The sequence below is a fragment of the Telluria sp. ZT3P25 genome, from assembly GCF_059685895.1.
The window spans coordinates 349,155-372,511 of sequence record NZ_JCASIJ010000001.1; the positions used below are offsets into that span (position 1 = coordinate 349,155).

A 23,357-nucleotide genomic window follows, 5' to 3' on the forward strand; every position below is an offset into this window, starting at 1 on the left:
GCCGCCGATGCTGCCCTACCGTGCGCGACGGTCGCATGTTAGGCTATCGGCATCCGCTTCCATGCCCGCCACCCCATCTAGGCGCTTACTTCATTATGCTGCTCAACGCGCTCATCGTTATCGCCACCATCGCCTTCATGGAATTGTTTTCCATCGTCGCGCACAAGTACATCATGCACGGCTTCGGCTGGGGCTGGCATCGCTCGCACCATGAGCCGCGCACCGGCTGGTTCGAAAAGAACGACCTGTACGCCGTCGTCTTTGCCGGCATCGCCATCGCCCTGATCTGGTTCGGCACGCGCGGTTACGGGCGGATCGAATGGATCGGCGCCGGCATGACCGGCTACGGCCTGCTGTATTTCATCGCCCACGACGGCCTGGTGCACCAGCGCTGGCCGTTCCGCTACGTGCCGCGCAGCGGCTACTTCAAGCGCCTGTACCAGGCCCACCGCATGCACCATGCGGTCGAGGGTAAGGAGGGCGCCGTGTCGTTCGGCTTCCTGTACGCGCCGCCCGTCACCAAACTCAAACAGCAGTTGCAGGCCCAGCAGAACCAGTTGCGGGGTCCGCGCGGCCAGGCCGCTGCCACAGACCACGCCGCACCGGCAGCTCGCGACTAGACTGCAGGCGCGAGGCCAGCGCCTGCAGCCCGCCCAGCGCGAGCAGGCGCAGCTTGGTCGCCTTTGACGTGCCGACCCGCTTGTCCCACGCGCGCGGTCCGCGCCGTTTCACTTCCACCCCGATCTGCCGATACACATTGCGCGCCGTGGCAATCGCCCAAGCCGAGCGCAGCGGCAGCGCTGCCAGACCAATCGACGCCGACGCGTAGTACGGCTCCGCATGGTCCACCAGGCGCGCGGCCACTGTCGCCAGCGCGGCGCGGTGGCGCGGCAGCGCGACCAGATCCGGCTGGATGCCGGCCTCGATCAGCCACGCATCGGGCACGTAGCAACGGCCGATGGCCGCGTCGTCAATGATGTCGCGCGCGATATTCGTCAGCTGGAACGCGAGCCCCAGGTCGCAGGCCCGGTCGAGCACTGCTTCATCGCGCGCCCCCATGATCGACGCCATCATCAGGCCGACGACGCCGGCCACGTGGTAGCAGTAGCGCAGCGTGTCGTCGATCGTGCGGTAGCGCGCCTCGTTGACGTCCATGGCAAAGCCGGCCAGGTGGTCGTAGGCATAGCGCGGCGCGATTGCGTGGCCCAGCGCCACTTCCTGGAACGCGGCAAAGGCCGGATCGCGCATCGGCTCGCCCTCGTAGGCGCGGCGGGTGTTGTCGTACAGCCGGTCGAGTTCGAACGGCGCATTGTGCGTGGCCTGCGCCACCGGGGCGCTGGCAAAACCCAGTTCCTGGCCATCGACGACGTCGTCGCAGTGACGGCACCACGCATACAGCATCAGCACGGCGCGCCGCGTGGCCGGCGGGAACAGTTTGGCCGCCGCTGCAAAGCTCTTCGACCCGACCTCGATGGTCTGGGTCGCGTGCGCCATCAGGTTCTGGCCGGCCTCTGTCGTCATCGCAGCCCTCCGGCATGCGCTCCCGCGTTGACACCTTCGAGCATCAGGCCGGCCGTGGCCTTGGCCGAACCGATCACGCCCGGCACGCCCGCGCCGGGGTGGGTACCGGCGCCGACCAGGTACAGGTTCGGCAGTTCGGCGTCGCGGTTGTGCGGGCGGAACCAGGCGCTTTGCGTCAGGATCGGCTCGAGCGAGAAGGCCGAGCCCACGTGCGCATTGAGCTCGTCGCGGAAGTCATTCGGCGTGAAGATGCGGCTCGTGACGAGCTGGCTGCGCAGGCCCGGCATGTAGCGTTTCTCGAGGTAGTCGAAGATGCGGTCGCGGTAGCGCGGCCCTTCGACATCCCAGTCGATCGGCGCATTGCCCAGGTGCGGCACGGGCGCGAGCACGTAGTGGCTGCCGCAGCCCGGTGGCGCCAGCGACGGGTCGGTCACGCACGGCGCGTGCAGGTACAGCGAAAAGTCGTCGGCCAGCTTGTCGCTCTTGAAGATCTCGGTGATCAGGTCCTTGTAGCGCGCGCCGAAGCAGACCGTGTGGTGCTGCAGTTGCTCATGGTGCTTGTTGAGGCCAAAGTAGATCACGAACAGCGAATTGCTCCAGCGTTTCTTGCGCAGCGTTTCGCCCTGGCTGCTGCCGCGACCATGGTTGCTCAGCAGGTTGGCATAGGTATGCACGACGTCGGCGTTCGACGCAACGGCGTCGGCCGGGAACCAGCGGCCATCTTCCAGCCGCACGCCGCTGGCTAGGTTGCCGACGGTTTCGATGCGCGCCACCGGGGCGTTCAGTTCGAGCTTGCCGCCCATGTCCTGGAACAGGCGCACGAGGCCATTGACGAGCGCACCGGTGCCGCCGCGCGGGAACCAGACGCCCCAGCGCCGTTCCAGCGCGTGGATCAGCGTGTAGATCGAGCTGGTGGCAAATGGATTGCCGCCCACCAGCAGCGAATGGAACGAGAACGCCTGGCGCAGGTGCTCGTTCTTCACGAAGCGCGAGACCATGCTGTAGACGCTCTTCCATGCTTCGAGACGCGCCAGCTTCGGGCCGGCGTTGATCATGTCGCGGAACGACAGGAACGGCACCGCGCCCAGCTTCAGGTAGCCCTCGTCGAACACGGCTTTCGAATAGGCGAGAAAGCGCTGGTAGCCAGCCACGTCAGCCGGATTGAGGGCATGGATCTGGCGGTCGAGCGCTTCCTGGTCGTTTGCGTAGTCGAAGAAGGTGCCGTCTTCCCAGCACAGGCGGTAGAACGGCGTGACTGGCAGCATCTCGACATAGTCGCCGATCTTCTTGCCGCACAGCGTGAACAGTTCTTCGATCGCGGTCGGATCCGTGATGACGGTGGGGCCAGCGTCGAAGGTAAAACCCTGGTCTTCGTAGACATAGGCACGGCCGCCCGGTTTGTCGCGTTTTTCGAGCAGGGTGGTCTGCGTGCCGCCGGCCTGCAGCCGGATGGCCAGGGCCAGGCCACCGAAGCCGGCGCCGATCACGACGGCGCGCTTGGGTTCGATTTTCATCTGGTTCATTCGGGATTCCTGATCTGATTGGGTTGTGTCTTGCGGACGGCGACGAAGGCTTCCATGACCGGGACCGGCGGTTTGCCGGTCAACAGGCGCAGCTTGTCGGCGAATGTCAGGCGGCCGGCGTAAAAGCGCGCGATCATCGGCGCGCCCAGGCGGTAAAAGCGCTGCATCACCTGCCAGCGGTGGTCGGGGCTGCCGGCCATGAACAGCATGCGGTTGAGCATGCGGAAAAAGCCCTGGCGCTGCCATTCGTCGCGCGCTTCTTTTCGGATCGCAGCAAACAGCGATTGTGCCGCAAATGGCGCCGCCAGGTCGGGCAGGGCCGCGATGCGCTCGGCCAGGCGCACGGCTACCGGCAGCGAATACCCGGTCGTCTGGTGAAACAGGCCGGCGCGCAGGCCGACGGTTGGCTGGCCATCGAGGGCATCCCAGAAGCGGTCGAAGTCGCCGGCCAGCACGATCGGCAACGAGCCCTGTTCTTCGCGCAGCACGTCGCGGATCTGCCAGCCGCGCCCGGCGGCGTAGGCGGCGATATTGGCGCGCAGCCGTTCCGGTTCCCAGACCGCGCTGTCGACGTAATGGGTGTCCTCGATCAGCACGCGGTCGGGGCCGAACGGCAGCAGGTAGACGAAGCGGTAGCCGCCTTGCTGGGCCACGCTCGCATCCATGATCACCGGCTGCGTCAAACCGTGCGGCGCGTGCAGGCGCACTTCCTGGCCCAGAAAGGTCTGGTAGCCCAGGGCCAGGTGCGGGCTGGCGCTGGGGCCGCGCCCGTCGATGACGGCGTGCGCATGCAGCAGCGTGCCATCGGCCAGCCGCACGCTCGTGGGCGTGACGGCGTCGATCCGCACGCCGGTGCGCAGCAGCGGGCCGAGGGCAGCCTCGATCGTGCGCGCAAAATCGGGCGAGGCAATGCTGGCGTAGCCGCCATTCAGCGCGCGCACATGCTCGGGAAAGAGGACGTCGTAGCCGGGCCAGCGGTGCGAAACAAGCGGCGCGATCCAGCGCTGCTGGGCCGCGCTCAGGTCGCTGTCGTGGAATGACCAGGTATGGTTGCCGCCCAGGTGCGGGCCCTGCTCGAGCAGCAGGATGCGCAGTTCGGGGCGCTCGGTGTGCAGGCGCCAGGCAATCAGGCTGTTGGCGAGGCCGCCGCCGACCAGAATCAGGTCGTGGTCGATGCTGGTGCGGCTACTGTTGCTGCGCTCATCCATGGCTGGCCACCGCCGTCGGCAGGTGCAGTGCAGCCTCGATGATGTCGGCTGCGCGCGGCGCGCCACCGGCAACGCGGATTGCGTCGGACAGCGGCGCCATGCGTGCGGCGAAATCCGGCTCGGTCAGCAGCCGGCGCAGCTTGCGCGTCAGGTCGGCCACGCTGCTCATGCGCGGTGAGGCGCGCAGCCCCACGCCGCTGTACTCGACACGTGCCGCGCCGCCCGGGTGGTCAAAGGCAATCGGCAGCGCCAGGATCGGTGTGCGCGCCGCGACCGCTTCCATGATCGTGTTCGCACCCGCATGCGAGACGATGGCGTTGGCACGTTCCAGCACGGCCAGTTGCGGCACGTACGCGTGCACGCGCGTAGTGCCGATGGCTTCGAGCGAGCGCACCTGCGCGTCACTCAGGCCGCCGCAATGGGCGATCAAGAGGTCAGCATCGAGCTGCTTGCAGGCTTTGGCGATGCGCTTGAAGAGGCTGTAGCGGTCGCTCACCAGCGTGCCAAGCGACGCGTAGATGAACGGGCGCGTGCTGGATGCCGGCGGCAGGAACGGCGCCAGTTCTTCAGGGCTCAAGGCCGGCGCCACATTGGCCGCGTGCAGCGGCCCGACATGGTGAAAATGCGCTGGCAGTTCGCGGCGCGGGAAATCGAAGCCCGGCACGATCTGCGCGATCTGCGCCAGCGGCGACAGGCATTCGTGCAGCATGCTGCGTGGTGGCAGGCCAAGGCGTTCGGCCTGTGCCGCGATCGCGCGGTGGTGCGGGCCCATCATCCAGTCATAGACGCGCGTGCTGCCTTCGACGATCTTGAAGGCGCGCTCGCTGTCTTCGTACACGAACGGCATCACGGGCAGCGGGATGCCCGGCTCGCGGTTGACGGGCAGGGCGCACGCGATCGAGATGAACGGCATGCCGATACTTTCGGCGACCATGCCGCCGGCCGCTTCCATCTGGTCGGCCAGCACGCAGTCGACCTGCAGCGCCTTCAGCGCGGCCGGCAGTTCGCGGCACAGCATCTCGGTGCTGGCGGCCATGTCGAGGATCACGCGGCGCAGGCCCAGCGGGCTGCCGGGATTGGCCACACGTGCGAGCATCGCAGGCAGCGAACCGGCCGGATGGGTGGCAGCGCCGATCGCGTGAAAGCCGACGCGCGCATCTTTGACGTAGGCGGCAGCGTCCGGGCGGTGGATGAAGGTGACGCGGTGGCCGCGCGTGACGAGTTCGCGCGCCAGCACCATCAGCGTGTTGAAGTGGCTATACAGGGCCGGAGCCACGACCGCGAAGTGCGTCATGCGAGGGGTGATCAGATCAGGGGAATTCAGTTCAGGCGCAACTCGGCCAGCTGGTGACTCGGGCGCAGTTCGCGCGGCTTGGCGGGTTCGGCGACGAAGCGCGTGCCCTTGGCTTCCTTGGCGAACAGCGCGCCCATGAAGTGCCGCGTGCGGCCCTTGCCGCCGATGGCGGCGCCCAGGCAGCGATCAGCCTCGATCAGGCAGGCCGACAGGCGGCGCTGCGCTTCGTCGAAGCCGAGCGTGTTGATCAGGGTGGCCTTGCCGATGTCCTTGCCGGTGTCCTTGCCCGTGATCGCGCTGTCGTTGCCGGCGCCGTCGAGGAAGTCATCCTTGATCTGGAATGCCTGGCCGGCCGCCAGTGCGAAGGCGCGCAACTGCTGCGACACGCTTTCGTCGGCGTGGCACATGATCGCTGCCATATCGACGGCAACGCCCAGCAGCAGGCCGGTCTTGAGTTCGTTGGTGGTGGCAATCGCCTCGGGTGAGCGCGCGCCGCCGTGCAGGTCTTCGAACTGGCCGCGCACGAGGCCCTGGTCGCCCACCGTCTGCGCCAGCGTCGCGACCAGGCGCGCGCGGGTGGCCGGCTGGATATCCTGGGATTGCGACAGCACGCCAAAGGCGCGGCTGAGCAGGGCCACCGAGGCCAGGATGGCGACGTCCTGCCCAAACTGGATGTGGATTGCCGGTTTGCCGCGGCGCAGGCTGGCGTCGTCCATGCACGGCAGGTCGTCGAGGATCAGCGAGGCTGCGTGCACCAGTTCGACCGAGCAGGCCACATCGATCAGGGCAGGCGAGGCGCAGCCGAGGTCGCGCGCGACCAGCATGACCAGCAGCGGACGCATGCGCTTGCCGGCGGACAGGGCCGACGTGCGCATGGCCTTGGCCAGGCTGTCGGACTGGCCGTTTGCGCTCAATAGTTGTTCAATGCGGTCGTCGATCGCCGAGCGCAGCGTGTCGATGTCATCGAACACGGCGTCGTCGAATTTTTTCAGGCGGAGCCCGTCGTAGCGCGGCGTTGCTGTAGTCATACGAGCTCCTCTGGAAAATTGATGGTCTTGATAACTATCATACCGGACCCAAAGTTAAAAAATAATTAATTGGCCTCAATCGTGCGTAGTTTTCTGCCTAGAAATTATACCCATGTGTGCAGAAAGGCAATGCTTTACGGGACAAAAACGGTTCGATTGTTCACACTGCTGGCGGATCGGGGAAAAGAATTTTGAGAAATGCCCGCACCACCGGTGCATCGTCCTGCGCCGGGTAACTGATATACAGGTTCGCCGACGGCGCATGCTCGTTAATTGGCAGGAAGCGCACCCCCGGCCAGCCGATGCGGCTTGTCGTTTCCGGCATCAGGGCCACGCCCAGGCCGGCCCCCACCATCGCCAGCAGCGTCTGTGGCTCGGCCGCTTCCTGGAAAATGGTCGGCTCGAAGCCCGCGTTCACGCAGCATTGCATTAAGTAGCGCGGCTCGGCCGACTGGTCCAGGTGCAGGGTGAGCATCGGCTCGCCGGCGATGTCGAGCAGCGAGATCGCATCCCGGCTGGAGAGCGGATGGCGCGCATTGACCGCCACGCAGAACTGCTCCTTGAAGCACAACTCCTGGCGCAGGTTGGCCGCTTTCAGCACGTCCGGTTCGATGCGCGGCTCGCGCCAGAAGCCCACGTCGATCTGCTTGTTGCGCAGTGCTTCCCACTGGTCGTTCGGCCCCAGCTCGTGGATCGTCCACGTCACGCGCGGGAAATCGGTCTGGAAGCGTTCGAGCAGGCCAGGGATCGGCCCCCACATCGCCGAGCCGACAATGCCCACGCGCAGCCGGCCCACCTGGCCGCGGTCGATCTGGCGGATGGTATCGATCGTCATGCGCATCCGGCCCAGCAGGTCGGCTGCTTCGACCATCAGCGCGCGTCCGGCCACGGTCAGCTCGAAGCTGCGCGTGGTGCGGGTAAACAGGCGCACGCCCAATTCGCTTTCGAGCTTCATGATCTGCTGCGACAGCGGTGGCTGCGATATGTGCAGGCGCTCGGCGGCGCGGCTGAAGCTTTTCTCTTCAGCCACGGCCAGGAAGTACTTCAGTTGTTTCAGGTCGATCGACATGGGCGGCTACGCTGACGACTCAGGCCGCGCGGTGGTTCAGCGCCACGGCCAGGCGCGCGCCGATCAGCGCGTTGTGCTTGACCAGCGCGATATTGGTGGCCAGGCTGCGGCCCTCCGTGAGTTCCTTGATGCGGCCCAGCAGGAACGGCGTGACCTTCTTGCCGGTCACGTTCTGGCTGGCAGCCTCGCCCAGCGCCTGCGTGATGATGGCGTCGATCTCAGTCGGCGCCATCGCGGCGTCGGCCGGTACCGGATTGCTCACCACAACGCCGCCGGCCAGGCCAAGCTGCCACTTGGTGCGGATGAACGCCGCCTGGTCTTCGGGCGAGTCGATCTGGAAGTCGGCCTGGAAGCCGCTCTCGCGCGTGAAGAAAGCGGGAAAGCCCGGCTGGCCGACGCTGATCACCGGTACGCCATGCGTTTCCAGGTATTCGAGCGTGAGGCCAATGTCGAGGATCGATTTGACGCCGGCGCAGACGACCGCCACGCTGGTCTGCGCCAGTTCCTGCAGGTCGGCCGAGATGTCGAAGCTCGTTTCGGCGCCGCGGTGCACGCCGCCGATGCCGCCGGTGACGAACACTTCGATACCGGCCAGCTGCGCGCAGATCATCGTCGCGGCAACGGTGGTCGCGCCCAGGCGCGCCTGCGCCAGCACGTAGGCCAGATCGCGCCGGCTCACTTTCATCGCGTCGGGCGAGGAACCGAGGAGTTCGAGCTGCTCGTCCGACAGGCCGATGCAGATCTTGCCGGCGATGACGGCGATCGTGGCCGGCACGGCGCCGGCGTCGCGGATGATCTGCTCGACCTCGCGCGCGGTGCGCACGTTCTGCGGGTACGGCATGCCGTGCGAGATGATGGTCGACTCGAGGGCGACGATCGGTTTGCCGGCGGTGCGGGCGGCGGCCACTTCGGGCGAGAGCAGGAGGAAGTTGTGCATGGGTGGTTTCTGGTTAATCAGTAATAGGGAGTTGGCTACCGGCCGGTTCGTCGAGCAGGCCGGGCGCAAGTTGGGGGCAGACCGTCTGCGCGCAGCCGATGGTCATGGAGGATAGCGCCAGGCCGCGGCGGCAGGCCAGGTCGAGCGAGGTCGCGCCGCTGTACAGGCTCCAGCAGACGGCGGCGGCAAAGGCGTCGCCGGCGCCGGTGACGTCGACGACGTCGACGACCGGCGCGGCCAGGCTGCGCAGGCCATCGGGCGTGGTAAACATGACGCCCTGCGCGCCGCGCGTGACGATCACGTCCTGCGCGCCGTCGGCCTGCAAGTTGGCGCAGGCGCGCGCGATCGCGGCCTCGCTGTCCATCGCGCGGCCGGCGCGCTCTGCCAGCTCGCCCAGGTTCAGGATCAAGAGGCGCAGGCCGCGCAGGTCGCGCGGCAGGCGGTTGATCTTCGGTTCGGACACGGCGACGACGACCATCGGCACGCCACTCGCCAGTGCGTCGCCCAGCAACCCGGCCACGGCATCCTGCGGCAGGTTCAGGTCGGCCACGATCAGCGCGGCGCCGGCGCGCTGCGGCGCGCGGCTGGCAAAGAACGCGGGCGTGAGCGCGTCGTTGATCGCCATGTCGGCCAGCGCGACACGCATTTCGCCATCTTCATCGAGCACCGCCGTGTAGGTGCCGCTGGCCGTGCCGTCGACCAGCAGCACGCTGCGCGTATCGATGCCGGCTTCGTCGGCATGCGCGAGCAGCGCGCGGCCCGAGGCGTCCGGGCCGACTGCCGTGATGAGACTCGTCGGGGCGCCCAGGCGCGCGAGGTTCTCGGCGATATTGCGCGCCACGCCGCCGAACGACTCGGTCTGGCGCGCCGGATTCGATGTGCCCAGGGCCAGCGGGCCGAGCGAGCGCAGCTTGCGGTCGAGATTCGACGCGCCGATACAGACGACGGGACGGTGATCCGGCAGCACATAGGCGCGGCCGAGGATGCGCCGCTCGCGCACGAGCGTAGCAATGTAGTTGGCCACGGCCGAACGCGACAGGCCCAGCCGGGCAGCCATGTCTTGCTGGGAGATGAACGGGTTGGCGCGGATCAGCTCGTACAACTGGTCTTTTTTGGGCATCGCTCGGCAGACTGGTTTAAACTTATGTCCGGCAATGCTAGACATTTGTCATGGCGCCGTCAACGTCGGCGTGGTCCTGCTAATTTATCGCGAAAACATATAAATCGGGAAGAAAAAGTGTATTTGCCATACATATCGGCATTCATGCATAGTTATAATATTCAGCTGACCAGATGCCGCCGCGCCTGCGAAGGCCGTTCCAGCCTCATCCCCACTTCCCCAAATCACCAGACCTCACAAGGAATAACATGTCCAGCAATCTCCCGTTCGACGCCGCCGACATCATCCGCGCCCGCAAGCCGGGCTTTGCACCGCGCGTCGCGCTGATCCTCGGCTCCGGACTGGGTGTGCTGGCCGAACAGATGACGGACGCCGTCTCGATCAGCTACGCCGACCTGCCGGGCTTCCCGATCAGCACCGTGCACGGCCACGCCGGTGAACTGGTGCTGGGCGAACTGGCCGGCGTGCCGGTCGCCTGCATGAAGGGCCGCGGCCACTTCTACGAAGGCTACGGCCCGGGCGTGATGACCAACGCCGTGCGTACCCTGAAGCAGATCGGCTGCGAACTGCTGTTCGTGACCAACGCCGCCGGCTCGCTGAACATCGAAGCCGATGCCGGCTCGCTGGTCGCGATCACCGACCACATCAACTTCTTGCCAGGCAGCCCGATGTCGGGCCCGAACGACGAGCGCTTCGGCCCGCGCTTCTTCAGCATGTCCAATGCGTATGACGCCGAGACGCGCGAGCAGGTCAAGGCCGTCGCCAAAGAGAAGGGCATCGTGCTGAATGAAGGCGTGTACCTGGCCGCTGCCGGCCCGCACTTCGAGACCGTCGCCGAAATCCGCGCCTTCAAGACGCTGGGCGCCGATGTCGTCGGCATGTCGCTGATCCCTGAAGTGATCGCGGCGCGCCACTGTGGCCTGAAAGTGACGGCCGTCTCGGCAATCACGAACCTGGCCGAAGGCCTGTCGCCGTTCGCGCTGTCGCACGAGCAGACCCTGAAGTACGCGGCGATCGCGGCCAAGGACATGGTCACGCTGATCCACGCGTATATCGAGCGCCTTGGTTCGACCCCACGCGCAGACGCTTAATCACACTTACCGAAAGCGAGCGATCCAATGTCCCGTGCATTCATCCTCCTGCTGGACTCCTTCGGCCTGGGCGCGCTGCCCGATGCCGACAAATATGGCGACCTTGACGCCAACACCTTCGGCCACATCGCCGAATGGGCTGCGAAGGAAGGCAAGCCGATGGCGCTGCCGAATCTCGAGCGCCTCGGCCTGGGCGCGGCCGGCCACAAGGCCAGCGGCGAATGGGCGCCGGGTTTCAGCCAGCGCGACGGTTTCACCGGCGCCTGGGGCATCGCGCGCGAACAGTCGACCGGCAAGGACACGCAGAGCGGCCACTGGGAAATCGCCGGTGTGCCGGTGCTGTTCGACTGGGGTTACTTCCCGAAGACCGTGCCGTCGTTCCCGAAGGAGCTGACTGACAAGCTGCAGGCGTTGACCGGCGTGCCGGGCTGGCTGGCCAACTGCCACGCCTCGGGCACCACCGTCATCAACGACTTCGGCGATGAGCACGTCGCCAGCGGCAAGCCGATCCTGTATACGTCGGCAGACTCGGTGCTGCAGATCGCTGCGCACGAAGAGCACTTCGGTCTGGAGCGCCTGTACGCCGTCTGCGAAGCGGCCTATGAACTGGTCAAGCCGTACAACATCGGCCGCGTGATCGCGCGTCCGTTCACGGGCGCCAACGGCGACTACAAGCGCACGTCGAACCGCCACGACTACGCCGTGCCGCCGGTCGCGCCGACGCTGCTGGACCACGTCAAGGATGCCGGCGGCGACGTCTTCGCTCTTGGCAAGATCAGCGACATCTATGCAGGGCAGGGCGTCACGCGCCTGATCAAGGGCCCGGACAATATGGCGCTCTTTGACCGCCTGCTCGAAGTGGCCGACGAAGCGGGCGACAAGTCGCTCACGTTCGTCAACTTCGTCGACTTCGACATGCACTTCGGCCACCGCCGCGACGTCGCCGGCTACGCCAATGCGCTGCACGAGCTGGATGCGCGCCTGCCGGAATTCATGGCCAAGCTGAAGGACGGCGACCTGGTCGTTCTCACCGCCGACCACGGGTGCGACCCGACCGCGCCGGGTTCGGACCATACCCGCGAACACATCCCGATGATCTTCTTCGGCCCGAACGTCGCGCCGCAGGAACTGCCGGTCGCCGACACCTTCTCGGACATCGGCGCCACGCTGGCCAAGCACCTCGGCGTCAAACCACTCTCGAACGGAATCGCACAGCTATGAGCCAGCCGCTGGACTTCAAACGCAACGTCGCCATGGACCTGGACCTTGGCCTGATCAACAGTCTCAAGGTCAACCGCAACGCGGCTGACCGCCGCGCCGCCAGCCTCGCGAACCGCCGCACGGTGAAGAAGGAATACCAGGCCGCATGGCTGGTGCGCGCGATCGAGTGCATCGACCTGACCACGCTGTCGGGCGACGACACGCCGGGCCGCGTCGAGCGCCTGTGCATGAAGGCGATGCGCCCGCTGCGCGCCGACCTGATGGCCGCGCTGGGTCTCGAGACCCTCAGCACCGGCGCCGTCTGCGTCTATCACGAGATGATCACGCCGGCCGTCAAGGTGTTGCAGGGCCGCTTGCCGATCGCCGCGGTGTCCACGGCATTCCCGGCCGGCCTGTCGAGCATGGAAACCAAGCTGCGCGAGATCGAACTGTCAGTCGCTGCCGGCGCCACCGAAATCGACATCGTCATCACGCGCCAGCACGTCCTGCTCGGCAACTGGCAGGCGCTGTACGACGAGATGGTCGCGTACCGCCAGGCTTGCGGCGACGCGCACGTCAAAGCCATCCTGGCCACCGGTGACCTGGTCACGCTGGAGAATGTAGCGAAAGCCTCGTGGGTCTGCATGATGGCCGGCGCGGACTTCATCAAGACCTCGACCGGCAAGGAAGGCGTGAACGCCACCATCCCGGTCTCGCTGGTGATGGTGCGCGCGATTCGCGACTACCACGAACTGACCGGTTTCCAGGTCGGCTACAAGCCGGCCGGCGGCGTCTCGACCGCGAAGTCGGCGCTGCAATACCTGACCGTGATGAAGGAAGAACTGGGCAACGACTGGCTGCAGCCGCACCTGTTCCGCATCGGTGCATCGAGCCTCCTGACCGACATCGAACGTCAGCTCGAGCACTACGTGACCGGGAACTACTCGGCCGCCCATCGTCACGCGCAACCTTAAATCCGGATACGTCATGCCAACAATTAAAGAGATTCTTCAGACCATGGACTACGGCCCCGCTCTCGAGACCACCAAGGAAGCGCAAGCATGGCTGGACGGTCACGAGCGCCGCTTTGGCCTCTTCATCGACAACGCCTGGAGCGACGCCGGTGAAACGTTCGCCACGACCAATCCGGCCGATGGCGTCGAACTGGCGCAGGTCACGCAGGCGACGGACGATGATGTCGAACGTGCCGTCGCAGCCGCGCGCCGCGCGCAGCCGGGCTGGGTCGCGCTGGGTGGCCATGGCCGCGCCAAGATCATGTACGCGCTTTCGCGCCTGCTGCAAAAGCATGCGCGCCTGTTCGCCGTGCTCGAAACGCTCGACAACGGCAAGACGATCCGCGAAACGCGCGACGCCGACCTGCCGCTCGTGGCCCGCCATTTCTACCATCACGCCGGCTGGGCGCAGCTGCAGGCCGAAGAGTTCGCGGACTACCGCGCCGTCGGTGTCGTCGGCCAGATCGTGCCGTGGAACTTCCCGCTCCTGATGCTGGCGTGGAAGATCGCGCCGGCGCTGGCTGCCGGCAACACCGTGGTGTTCAAGCCGGCCGAGTACACGCCATTGACCGCCTTGCTGTTTGCCGAAATCTGCCAGCGCGCTGGCGTGCCGGCCGGTGTCGTCAATATCGTCACGGGCGATGGCCGCGTGGGCGAGGCGATCGTCAATCATCCGGGCATCGACAAGATCGCGTTCACCGGCTCGACCGAAGTCGGTCGCCTGATCCGCAAGTCGACCGCTGGCAGCGGCAAGAAGCTGTCGCTCGAACTGGGTGGCAAGTCGCCCTTCATCGTGTTCGATGACGCCGACCTGGACGCCGCCGTCGAAGGCCTGGTCGACTCGATCTGGTTCAACCAGGGCCAGGTCTGCTGCGCCGGTTCGCGCCTCCTGGTGCAGGAATCGGTGTACGAGCGCTTCATCAAGAAGGTCAAGGCGCGCATGGAAACCCTGCGTGTCGGTTCGCCACTGGACAAGTCGAACGACATCGGCGCACTGGTGGATCCGGTGCAGCAGCAGCGCATCCACGGTCTGGTCGAATCGGCCCGCGCCGAAGGTTGCGAAGTCTGGCAACCGACGGGCGAGTTGTCGACGGCGGGTTCGTGGTATCTGCCAACCCTGATCACGGGCGCGTCGACGTCGGCCGCCGTAGCGCAGGCCGAAATCTTCGGGCCGGTGCTGGTGGCGATGAGCTTCCGCACCCCGGCGGAAGCCGTGCAACTGGCGAACAACACCGTCTACGGCCTGGCTGCCTGCGTCTGGAGCGAGTCGATCAGCCTGGCGCTGGACGTCGTCCCGCAGATCAAGGCCGGCGTGGTCTGGATCAACACGGCGAACCAGTTCGATGCAGGCTGCGGTTTCGGCGGCTACAAGGAATCGGGCTATGGCCGCGAAGGCGGCAAGGAAGGCATGTACGAATACCTGACGCCGCTGTCGGAAGATGCACGGCCTGCCGCGCCGGTGTTTGCCGCGAAGGGCGCAGTGAAAGCAGCGGACACCGACAGCCCGTTCGCGATCGACCGCACCGCCAAGCTGTACATCGGCGGCAAGCAGGCGCGCCCTGACGGCGCCTACAGCCGCGCGATCAATGGCGCCAACGGCGCCTTCCTGGCCGACATCGGCGAAGGCAGCCGCAAGGACATCCGCAACGCGGTCGAAGCGGCGCACAAGGCGGCCGGCTGGGCCAAGGCCACGGCGCACAATCGCGCGCAGGTGCTGTACTACATCGCCGAGAACCTGGCGATCCGCGCCGACGAATTCGCCGCGCGCATTGCGCAGCAGACCGGCTCAAACGACGCCGCGCGCGAAGTGGCCGCCTCGGTCGAGCGCCTGTTCTACTGGGCTGCCTGGGCCGACAAGTACGACGGCCAGGTGCACCAGCCGCCGATGCACGGCATCACCGTGGCGCTGAACGAACCGGTGGGCGTGATCGGCATCGTGTGCCCGAACGAGAACCCGCTGCTGGGCTTCATCTCGCTGGTCGCCCCGGCGCTGGCGCTGGGCAACCGCGTGGTGGCGGTACCGTCGGAGCAGTATCCGCTGTCGGCGATCGATTTGTATCAGGTGCTCGATACGTCGGACCTGCCGGGTGGGGCGCTCAATATCGTCACTGGTTCGGCCGACGAACTGGCGCGCACGCTGGCCTCGCACGGCGAGATCGATGCCGTGTGGCGCCACGACGGTTCGGCCGAGGGGTGTGCTGAAGTCGAGCGCCTGTCGAGCGAGACGCTCAAGCGCACCTGGACCGGCGGCGCGAAAGGGCGCGACTGGTTCGATCCGAAGCAGGCTGGCGGCCGTGTCGTGCTGCAGCATGCGAGCCAGGTGAAGAACGTCTGGATCCCGTACGGCGTGTAACACACCACCAATCCACAACAACGTCATTCCCGGCCAAGGCCGGGAATGACGTTTTGAAGCCAATAATTGATAGAGACGTCCCCATGTTCCTCCCCCAAGAAATCATCCGCAAAAAACGCGATGGCGGCATCCTGTCGGCCGAAGAGATCCAGTTTTTTGTCCGCGGCATCCCTGACGGCAGCGTCACCGAAGGCCAGATCGCTGCGCTGGCGATGGCGGTCTACTTCAACGACATGACGATGGATGAACGCGTCGCCTTCACGCTGGCGATGCGCGACTCGGGCCAGGTCATGGAATGGACATCACTGGACCTGCCAGGCCCGGTCGTCGACAAGCACTCGACCGGCGGCGTCGGCGACGTCGTCTCGCTGATGCTCGGCCCGATGATCGCGGCCTGCGGTGGCTTCGTGCCGATGATCTCGGGCCGGGGCCTGGGCCACACCGGCGGCACGCTCGACAAGTTCGACGCGATCCCCGGCTACAGCACCGTGCCCGACCCGGACACCTTCCGCAAGGTGGTGAAAGACGTTGGCGTCGCCATCATCGGCCAAACCGCGCAGCTGGCGCCGGCTGACAAGCGCTTCTACAGCATCCGCGACACCACGGCGACCGTCGAATCGGTGGCCATGATCACCGGCTCGATCCTGTCGAAAAAGCTGTCGGCGGGTCTCGATGCGCTGGTGATGGACGTGAAAGTGGGCAGCGGCGCCTTCATGCCGACGGCGGAGAAATCGCTGGAACTGGCCGAATCGATCGTCAGCGTCGGCAATGGCGCCGGCACCCGCACGTCGGCCATCCTGACCGGCATGAACGAGTCGCTGTGCCACGCAGCCGGCAATGCGGTGGAAGTGCGCGTCGCCATCGATTACCTGACCGGCAAGGCGCGCCCGGCACGCCTGCACGAAGTGACGATGGCGCTGTGCGCGGAGATGCTGGTGATTTCGGGCCTGGCAGGCACGGATGCCGAAGCACGTGCCAAGCTGCAAACCGCACTCGATTCGGGCGAGGCGGCCGAGCGCTTCGCGCGCATGGTTGCGGCGCTGGGCGGCCCGGCCGACCTGATGGACAAGCCGGACGCGCATCTGGAAACGGCGCCCGTTATCGTGCCCGCGCCAGCCCTGCAGGCCGGCTATGCCGTCTCGGTCGACACCCGTGGCCTGGGCCTCGCGGTCGTCGCGCTGGGAGGCGGGCGTGTGCGGCCACAGGACAGCATCGACTTCGCCGTGGGCCTGACGGGCCTGGTTGAACTGCGTGACGGGATCGCCGTTGGCCAGCCGCTGGCCATGGTGCATGCACGTTCGGCGGAGGCGGCCGAGCGCGCTGTACGTCAGGTGCAGGCGGCTTACCAGATCGGCGACACGCAGCCGGCTGCCGAGCCAATGATTCACCGCATCGTCCGTCCTTGAAAGAAACACCATGACTTACACAAAACTGATCGATGAAGCGCGCGCCGCGCGCGAGCTGGCGTACGCGCCGTATTCCAACTTCCAGGTGGGCGCAGCGCTCGAATGCAAGGATGGCCGCATCTTCCGCGGCTGCAATGTGGAAAATGCCGCCTACGGCCTGTGCAATTGTGCAGAGCGCACGGCGTTCTTCAGCGCCATTGCCAACGGCTACAAGCCAGGCGACTTTGCAGCGCTGGCCGTGATCGGCCAGACCGAAGGTCCGATCGCGCCGTGCGGCGCTTGCCGGCAAGTGATCCTGGAATTGGGTGGCAATGAACTGCCGGTGATCCTGACCAATCTGACGGGTGCCATGTTCGAGACCACGGCAGCGGCGCAGTTACCGAATGCGTTCGGGGGCCAGGACCTGCAGTCCTGAAGGAAAGTGTTCATGGCGCGCAGAAACGTCTGCGCGCCATGATCGCAGCTTCGATCAATCAGCCCTTGTAATCGCCAAGTTGATCACAAATTGATGATATATACATATCGACTTGGAGCTTGTTATGAAAAAATTGATCGTCTTGCTTAGTGGCGTCGTCATCGCGGCAAGTGCCGCAGCCCAGACCACCCCAACCACGCCGCAGCCAGCCAAAGCAGGGGCTACCCAGCAAAAAGCACCGGTGATGGGCACTGCGGACAAGCGCGCCAATCCTGCAGCGGAGCCGGAAGACAGTGCGAACTCGGTCTCGACCGATTTCCAGGGCACCAGCAAGCAGGAAACCACGGCGGCAGGCATGGGTCAGCCTAAGAAGCAGACCGAGCGTACCTCGAGCGCGAGCCGGACCGGCTCAGCGACGCAGAACATCGAAGACAAGACCAAGAAATAATGTAGTACTGGAACGGCGTTGCAACGCCGTTCCAACCGCGTTACAACCCACCATTACCACATCAGATCGTCCGGAATCTTGAAGTCCGCGTACGGATCGTCCTCTTCCACTTCCTGTACTTTCTTCTTGATCTGCACGACGATCGACGCATCGCGCTGGGCGATTTTCTCGCCGATGATGCGCGGCACCAGCTCGAAGCTGCCATTCATGTGCACGATTACCAGGCGGCCCGCCACCAGGTGCTCGACGATCTGCGACGTCACGTGGATGCGCTCGATCTTGGTACCGAACGTAAAGTTGTAAGGGACGTCGCCCTTGCCCTTGGGCTGCTTGTTCTTCTGCACCATCTGCGCGATCTGCGCCAGGATGGCTTTTTGCGCAGCGGCCGCATCGCGCTGGGTGTTCAGCTCGCGCGCACGCTCGGCGTTCTTGCGCTGCAGCTCGAGCGCTGCTTCGCGCGCTTCGTTGACCGACTCCACGCCCGTGCGCAGCTCGTGCTTGTGCTGTTTGCTTTTTGCCTGTGTGACCTGTTTGACCTTTTTCTTGTCGACCAGGCCGGCCTTGAGTAACTGCTCTTGCAGCGAAACCATAATGTGCTTTCCCTAAATATGACGGGCCGCCCGATCACGAAGGCGGCGCAAGGGCGCTAGCATAGCAAACAAGCGCTGCGCCGAGCCAGCATCAGGCGACGCCCCAGGGATCGTAGGTGCCGACCTGCCACAGATGGCCCTCCGGATCGCGGCAGGCGAATGCGCGCCCACCCTGCGGCGCGTCGCCGATCGGCTGGGTGATCACCGCGCCGCTGCCGAGCACGCGGGCATGCACGGCGTCGGCATCATCCACGTGGAGCCAGATCGTTTGCGTCAGCAAGCCGCCGGCCTGCGCCGGTGTCGCCAGCAAGCGGCCATAGTCATCTTCCGAATGGGTGCCGATCATCACCATGCCATCCCCCAGTGTGAGCTCGGCATGGGCTACTTCGCCCTGCCGGCCGGGGATGCAACGCCGTATCGTAAAGCCGAAATTCGTGCACAGCCAGGCGAGCATGGCGGGGGTGTCGTGGTAACGCAGGCAGGGGACGACGGTGGAAGGCATGAAACGCTCCCGGTTCGGTTGGTCGGAACAGCGAAGACAATCCAAAGATGCTTGAAATTTCGACAACGGGCCCACAATGTAAGCATATCGTACCTTCCAACCGGAGACCATCATGAACCCGTCAGACGAAAAAACCTTGCAGGACTTCCTGGGCCAGCTGGTCCAGGCCCGTGGCGTGACGAAAGATCCGCAAGCCGATGCGCTGATCCAGCGCGCCGTGGCCGAGCAACCGGATGCCGCTTACCTGCTTGTGCAGCGCGCGCTGCTGGTGGAGCAGGCGCTGGGCAATGCCAAGGCGCGCATCGCCGAGCTGGAACGTCAGACCACGAAGAGCAGCGGCGGGTTCCTCGACGCGAATACGTGGGGCAATTCGGCGCAAAGTAATCCATCGTCACCGGCGCCGGTGCAAAGCGCAGCGCAGGGTGCAGCAACACCAGCCCGCAGCGGCGGCTTCCTGGGCGGCGCCGGCGGCGGCATGCTGGGCACGATCGCGGCCACGGCGGCTGGCGTGGCCGCGGGCAGCTTCCTGTTCCAGGGTATCGGCAATCTGCTCGATCATGGTGGGGCTCACGGCGGCGCAGAAGGTGGTGCCAATCATTTGCTGGCCGACAATGGTGCGGGCGAGACGAGCAGCGGTGGCGCCCTGGCCGACCAGGCGGGAATCGGTGCTATCGATGAACCGAACGCGGCTGACGATCCGCTGGCCGACAGCAACCATGGCGATGAGCCGAGCGGGTTCTTCGATGGCGACGGGTCGGACGAGGGCGTGTTCGGCTGATCAGGCCGGCACGCGCAAGCTTAGCCGGTCACGAGCGCCGTGATCCTCGCCGCATCCTCCGGCGTCGCCGGGTTGTAGACGACCATCGACAGGTCCGGGCGAGCATCGACCGCAAACGACGAATATTCCAGCGCGAGCCAGCCGGCTACCGGATGATGCAACTGCTTCGTGCCTTCGCCGTAGGTGCCGACATCCCGGCTTTGCCACAGCGTGTCGAAGTCCGGGCTGCGCTCGCGCAGCTCGCGGACCAGCGGCGCCGACTGGACATCGACGCCGGCGCGCGTCATGTCGGCCCGGAAGGCGGCGACGACGAACCGCGCCACGCTGTCCCAGTCGCGCTGGGCGGCGCGCGTGGCGGGGTCACAAAAGATGCGGCGCAGGATATTGCGTTGCTCGAGCGTCGCGCTGTCGTAGCCAAACACCGCCGCGGCGGCGCGGTTCCAGGCGACCACATCCCAGCTGGCAGTCTTGACGAAGGCCGGGCTGGCCGGTAATGCGTCGAGCACGCGCTGGATGCGCGGCGAGATTGCTGCGTGCGGCGCATGGTGCGGCGCCGGTGGCCGGCCCAGGGCCAGCAGGAACAGGTGCTCGCGCTCGGCCCCGGTGAGCATCAGTGCCCGTGCGATGCGCCCAGCGACCTCAGCTGACGGTGCGCCGCCCCGACCCTGTTCCAGCCAGGTGTACCAGGTGGTGCTGATACTGGCGCGCTGCGCGACTTCTTCGCGCCGCAGGCCAGGCGTACGCCGGCGCGTGCCGCCCAGCCCGAGCGCTGCCGGGTCGAGGCGGGCACGGCGGTCTTTCAGATAGCTGCCCAGCGGATTGTCGCGGCTCGTTGCCCCATCCATCCTGTTACCTTTTATACCCGTATAAAGTCACTACTTTACCCGGATACGCAGCCCGTCGATAGTGGACATCTACCCAACAGGAGGATGTCATGCATGTATTCATTACCGGTGCGACCGGATTTGTCGGCACTGCCGTGGTACAGGATTTACTCGCTGCCGGCCACACCGTCACTGGCCTGACGCGGTCGGAAGCCGGCGCGGCGGCGCTGGCCGCGCTTGGCGTGCGGGCATGGCGTGGCACGCTCGATGAGGTGGAGGGACTGCGCGACGCAGTCGCAGCGGTCGATGGTGTGATCCATACCGCGTTCGATCATGACTTTTCACGGTACGCCGCCAATTGCCAGCAGGACCGGCGCGCGATCGAGGCGCTGGGCGCGGCCCTCAGAGGCTCGGATCGTCCGCTGGTCGTCACCTCTGGCATGGTGCTTGATGTGCAGGGCCGACCGGCGACCGAGGAGGATGTGACGTTCCCGCTCAGCCCGGCTTATCCGCGCGCATCGGAACATGCTGCCAGCGCACTGGTTGCACGCGGTGTGAATGCGTCGGTCGTGCGCCTGCCGCCATCCGTGCACGGTGAGGGCGACCATGGCCTGGTGCCGATGATGATCGGTTTCGCGCGTACAAAAAGGGTGGCGGCGTTTGTCGACGATGGCGCCAACCGCTGGTCGTCGGTGCATCGTCTGGATGCCGCGCGCGTGTTTCGTCTGGCGCTCGAGCGCGCCGCCCCGGGCGCTCAGTATCACGCCGTGGCCGAGGAGGGTGTCCCATTCAGCGAGATTGCAGGGGCGATCGGACGCCGGCTGGGCGTGCCAGTGACCGGCATCGCGCGCGCTGCAGCAGCGCAGCACTTTGGCGCGCTGGCGCATTTCGCCGGCATGGACGTGCCGGCAGCGTGCAGCTGGACACGCGAGGTGCTCGATTGGCATCCACGCCAAGGGACGCTGATGGAAGATGTCGACAACACGCGTTATTTCCCGGCCTGATTGGGCACGTGACGCTCGTCAGACCAGCGTCATCAGTACGCCGGTTGCGGCGGCCAGGGCCACGACCAGCCAGGCGGGCGCGCGCCACGTCACCAGCAGCACGAAGCAAGCCAGCGCCACGGCGGCATCACGCAGGTCGAGCACGGCACTCGTCCAGACCGGGTTGTACAGCGCCGCGCCGAGAATGCCCACGACGGCGGCATTGGCGCCCATGACAGCGTGGCGCAGCGCGCGCTGGCGCTGCAGCCGGGCCCAGAACGGCAGGGCGCCGTAGACGAGCAGCAGCCCCGGCAAGAACAACGCTACCAGCGCCACGCAGGCGCCGCCGACGGCGGTAGCGCTCATCCCGGCCTGCGCGCCAAGGAATGCGGCGAACGCAAACAGCGGCCCGGGCAGCGCCTGGGCCATGCCATACCCCGACAGGAATGTTTCGCTGCTGATCCAGCCGCTGGCTACGGTCTCGGCCTGCAGCAGCGGCAGCACCACGTGGCCACCGCCGAACACGAGTGCGCCAGAGCGGTAGAAGGCGTCGAATAAAGCGAGCGGCCGGTACTGGGTGGCAGCGGCGGCGACGGGCAACAGCACGAACAGCAAACCACACAGGACCAGCGCGGCCACGCCGCCCGCCACGCGCACCGGAAACGCGAGCGGGGCAGCGCCGTGCGGTGCCTCTCCTCGGCACCAGGCCCAGCCGGCCAGCGCGCCGGCCGCGATGGCAATCAACTGGCCACCGGGACCGGCAGCAACGACCACAATTGCGATGGCGGCCAGGGCAATCACCTTGCGTTGCCAGTCGGGCGTCAGCGTGCCCGCCATGCCCCACACGGCCTGCGCGACAACGGCGACCGCCACCAGTTTCAGCCCGTGCACTGCGCCAGTAGCCACCGGGCCGGTCGTGACCGCAGCCCCGAGCGCCCAGGCGAGCATCAGCAGCGCCGACGGCAAGGTAAAACCCAGCCACGCGGCGCACCCACCCAGCAGGCCCCCGCCGCGCAGCACGCCGAGCGCGAAACCGACCTGGCTCGATGCCGGGCCGGGCAGGAACTGGCACAGTGCGACGAGTTCGCCATAGCGTGCGTCGTCCAGCCAGCGGCGGCGCAGCACGAATTCATTGCGGAAGTAGCCAAGATGGGCGATCGGGCCGCCGAACGAGCGCAGGCCCAGCAGCAGAAAGATCCAGAAGATGGCAAGAGGCGAACTGGCGCCTGCGCCATACGCCGGGGGAGGGGGCAGGTCGGGTTGGTCGTGCACGATTACATCTGCTGGAACAGCGTGCTGTGGTTGCGGCTGACTTCGAGCGCCTCGGGATACCCGCGCAGCGTCAGCATCTGCCGGCCGCGCAGGTCGCGCCGCACTTCGGCGATCGCATCGACGCGCACCAGCGTCGAGCGGTGGATGCGCCAGAATTCGTCCGGGTCGAGCGCTTCTTCGAGTTCCTTGAGCGTCTTGCGTATCAGGTGCTGGGCGGTGGCCGTCTGCACCCGCGTGTACTTGTCGTCGGACTGGAAGAACAGCACCTCGGACGTCGCGACCATCCGCAGGCTGGTGCCTGACTGGGCCTGGATCCAGCGCAGATACGATGGTTTTGACGAGGGCGCCGCGCGACCCAGCAGCTGGTCGCCCAGTTGCGCCAGCCGCGCCAGCTGGGCGCCGATGTCCTGCGGCTTGTGTTCGAGCTGGCGGCGCAGGCGCGCCACCGTGGTATCGAGCCGCGCCAGCGTCACCGGTTTGAGCAGGTAATCGATCGCACCATGCTCGAAGGCCTCGACCGCGTACTGGTCGTAGGCAGTGGCAAACACGATGTGGCAGTCGGCGTACAGCTGTCGCGCCGCGTCGATGCCGCCCATGCCCGGCATGCGGATGTCGAGGAAGGCGATGTCCGGCTTGTGCTGCGCCGCCAGCGCCACCGCCTCGACCCCGTTGGCAGCTTCGGCAACGATGCGCAGCTCGGGCCACGCCTCGTGCAGGCGCGAGCGCAACTGGTCGCGCATCAGGGCTTCGTCATCGGCAATCAGGGCAGTGGGCATAGATGG

General features: G+C 66.2%; 23 protein-coding genes. 10 read left to right on the forward strand and 13 right to left on the reverse strand.

Translation table 11 applies throughout. The features are described from left to right. Positions 1-95 precede the first annotated feature (95 nt). Entirely contained in the window at positions 96-620 is a 525-nt protein-coding gene (locus tag AC56LY_RS01605; RefSeq protein ID WP_183557398.1) for a sterol desaturase family protein, read from the forward strand. Here AC56LY_RS01605 and crtB read toward each other — a convergent pair. From crtB to AC56LY_RS01645, 8 genes are all read right to left on the reverse strand, one after another. Then, a complete protein-coding gene (crtB, locus tag AC56LY_RS01610) occupies positions 526-1,521 on the reverse strand; it encodes a 15-cis-phytoene synthase CrtB (protein ID WP_499575947.1) in 996 nt (331 codons plus the stop codon). The genes AC56LY_RS01605 and crtB overlap by 95 nt on opposite strands. Beyond that, on the reverse strand, positions 1,518-3,044 hold the full coding sequence (locus AC56LY_RS01615; RefSeq protein WP_499560110.1) for a phytoene desaturase: 1,527 nt from the start codon (positions 3,042-3,044) through the stop codon (positions 1,518-1,520). Before AC56LY_RS01615 ends, crtB begins: the two co-directional genes overlap by 4 nt. After that, entirely contained in the window at positions 3,041-4,252 is a 1,212-nt protein-coding gene (crtY, locus tag AC56LY_RS01620) for a lycopene beta-cyclase CrtY (protein WP_499575949.1), read from the reverse strand. The genes AC56LY_RS01615 and crtY overlap by 4 nt, the downstream gene beginning before the upstream one ends. After that, on the reverse strand, positions 4,245-5,546 hold the full coding sequence (locus tag AC56LY_RS01625) for a glycosyltransferase (protein WP_499575951.1): 1,302 nt from the start codon (positions 5,544-5,546) through the stop codon (positions 4,245-4,247). Before AC56LY_RS01625 ends, crtY begins: the two co-directional genes overlap by 8 nt. A gap of 26 nt (positions 5,547-5,572) precedes the next feature. Then, the gene (locus AC56LY_RS01630; protein WP_499575953.1) at positions 5,573-6,574 is read right to left on the reverse strand and encodes a polyprenyl synthetase family protein; all 1,002 of its coding nucleotides are present in this window, start codon (positions 6,572-6,574) and stop codon (positions 5,573-5,575) included. A gap of 160 nt (positions 6,575-6,734) precedes the next feature. Further along, entirely contained in the window at positions 6,735-7,643 is a 909-nt protein-coding gene (locus tag AC56LY_RS01635; RefSeq protein ID WP_499575956.1) for a LysR family transcriptional regulator, read from the reverse strand. A gap of 19 nt (positions 7,644-7,662) precedes the next feature. After that, positions 7,663-8,580, reverse strand: a complete 918-nt coding sequence (locus AC56LY_RS01640) for a pseudouridine-5'-phosphate glycosidase (protein ID WP_499575958.1) — start codon at positions 8,578-8,580, stop codon at positions 7,663-7,665. A 13-nt stretch (positions 8,581-8,593) separates the two neighbouring features. Next, entirely contained in the window at positions 8,594-9,700 is a 1,107-nt protein-coding gene (locus tag AC56LY_RS01645) for a carbohydrate kinase (protein ID WP_499575960.1), read from the reverse strand. 248 nt (positions 9,701-9,948) lie between these two features. Here AC56LY_RS01645 and xapA point away from each other — a divergent pair, with 248 nt between their 5' ends. From xapA to AC56LY_RS01680, 7 genes are all read left to right on the forward strand, one after another. Beyond that, the gene (xapA, locus tag AC56LY_RS01650) at positions 9,949-10,791 is read left to right on the forward strand and encodes a xanthosine phosphorylase (protein ID WP_258836453.1); all 843 of its coding nucleotides are present in this window, start codon (positions 9,949-9,951) and stop codon (positions 10,789-10,791) included. Between the two features lie 27 nt (positions 10,792-10,818). Continuing rightward, positions 10,819-12,012 (forward strand): phosphopentomutase, encoded by a 1,194-nt coding sequence (locus AC56LY_RS01655; RefSeq protein WP_499575962.1) that lies wholly within the window; start codon positions 10,819-10,821, stop codon positions 12,010-12,012. Further along, a complete protein-coding gene (deoC, locus tag AC56LY_RS01660; RefSeq protein ID WP_499575964.1) occupies positions 12,009-12,965 on the forward strand; it encodes a deoxyribose-phosphate aldolase in 957 nt (318 codons plus the stop codon). Before AC56LY_RS01655 ends, deoC begins: the two co-directional genes overlap by 4 nt. 13 nt (positions 12,966-12,978) lie before the next feature. Beyond that, positions 12,979-15,357 (forward strand): aldehyde dehydrogenase family protein, encoded by a 2,379-nt coding sequence (locus tag AC56LY_RS01665; protein ID WP_499575965.1) that lies wholly within the window; start codon positions 12,979-12,981, stop codon positions 15,355-15,357. Between the two features lie 83 nt (positions 15,358-15,440). Continuing rightward, a complete protein-coding gene (gene deoA, locus AC56LY_RS01670; protein WP_499575966.1) occupies positions 15,441-16,763 on the forward strand; it encodes a thymidine phosphorylase in 1,323 nt (440 codons plus the stop codon). A gap of 10 nt (positions 16,764-16,773) precedes the next feature. Next, positions 16,774-17,178: a cytidine deaminase gene (locus AC56LY_RS01675; RefSeq protein ID WP_482897567.1), complete on the forward strand. Its 405-nt coding sequence runs from the start codon at positions 16,774-16,776 to the stop codon at positions 17,176-17,178. A 124-nt stretch (positions 17,179-17,302) separates the two neighbouring features. After that, entirely contained in the window at positions 17,303-17,626 is a 324-nt protein-coding gene (locus AC56LY_RS01680; protein WP_499575967.1) for a hypothetical protein, read from the forward strand. Between the two features lie 53 nt (positions 17,627-17,679). Here AC56LY_RS01680 and AC56LY_RS01685 read toward each other — a convergent pair whose 3' ends face one another. Beyond that, positions 17,680-18,216 carry a DUF2058 domain-containing protein gene (locus AC56LY_RS01685; RefSeq protein WP_183557442.1) on the reverse strand — a complete coding sequence of 179 codons (537 nt, stop codon included), beginning with the start codon at positions 18,214-18,216 and terminating at the stop codon, positions 17,680-17,682. Between the two features lie 91 nt (positions 18,217-18,307). Next, positions 18,308-18,718, reverse strand: a complete 411-nt coding sequence (locus tag AC56LY_RS01690) for a VOC family protein (protein ID WP_499575969.1) — start codon at positions 18,716-18,718, stop codon at positions 18,308-18,310. A 112-nt stretch (positions 18,719-18,830) separates the two neighbouring features. Here AC56LY_RS01690 and AC56LY_RS01695 point away from each other — a divergent pair, with 112 nt between their 5' ends. Beyond that, positions 18,831-19,496, forward strand: coding sequence for a DUF2076 domain-containing protein (locus AC56LY_RS01695; protein ID WP_499575971.1), 666 nt, complete (start codon positions 18,831-18,833; stop codon positions 19,494-19,496). A 20-nt stretch (positions 19,497-19,516) separates the two neighbouring features. On the opposite strand, the gene AC56LY_RS01700 is transcribed toward AC56LY_RS01695, so the two are convergent. Then, positions 19,517-20,341, reverse strand: a complete 825-nt coding sequence (locus tag AC56LY_RS01700) for a helix-turn-helix transcriptional regulator (RefSeq protein WP_499575972.1) — start codon at positions 20,339-20,341, stop codon at positions 19,517-19,519. Between the two features lie 89 nt (positions 20,342-20,430). On the opposite strand from AC56LY_RS01700, the gene AC56LY_RS01705 reads away from it, so the two are divergent. Further along, positions 20,431-21,324 carry an SDR family oxidoreductase gene (locus AC56LY_RS01705; RefSeq protein ID WP_499575973.1) on the forward strand — a complete coding sequence of 298 codons (894 nt, stop codon included), beginning with the start codon at positions 20,431-20,433 and terminating at the stop codon, positions 21,322-21,324. An 18-nt stretch (positions 21,325-21,342) separates the two neighbouring features. Here the strand turns inward: AC56LY_RS01705 and chrA are convergent, their stop codons facing one another. Beyond that, on the reverse strand, positions 21,343-22,575 hold the full coding sequence (chrA, locus tag AC56LY_RS01710; protein WP_499575975.1) for a chromate efflux transporter: 1,233 nt from the start codon (positions 22,573-22,575) through the stop codon (positions 21,343-21,345). A 2-nt stretch (positions 22,576-22,577) separates the two neighbouring features. Then, entirely contained in the window at positions 22,578-23,351 is a 774-nt protein-coding gene (locus AC56LY_RS01715) for a LytR/AlgR family response regulator transcription factor (protein WP_499575977.1), read from the reverse strand. Positions 23,352-23,357: the final 6 nt, after the last annotated feature.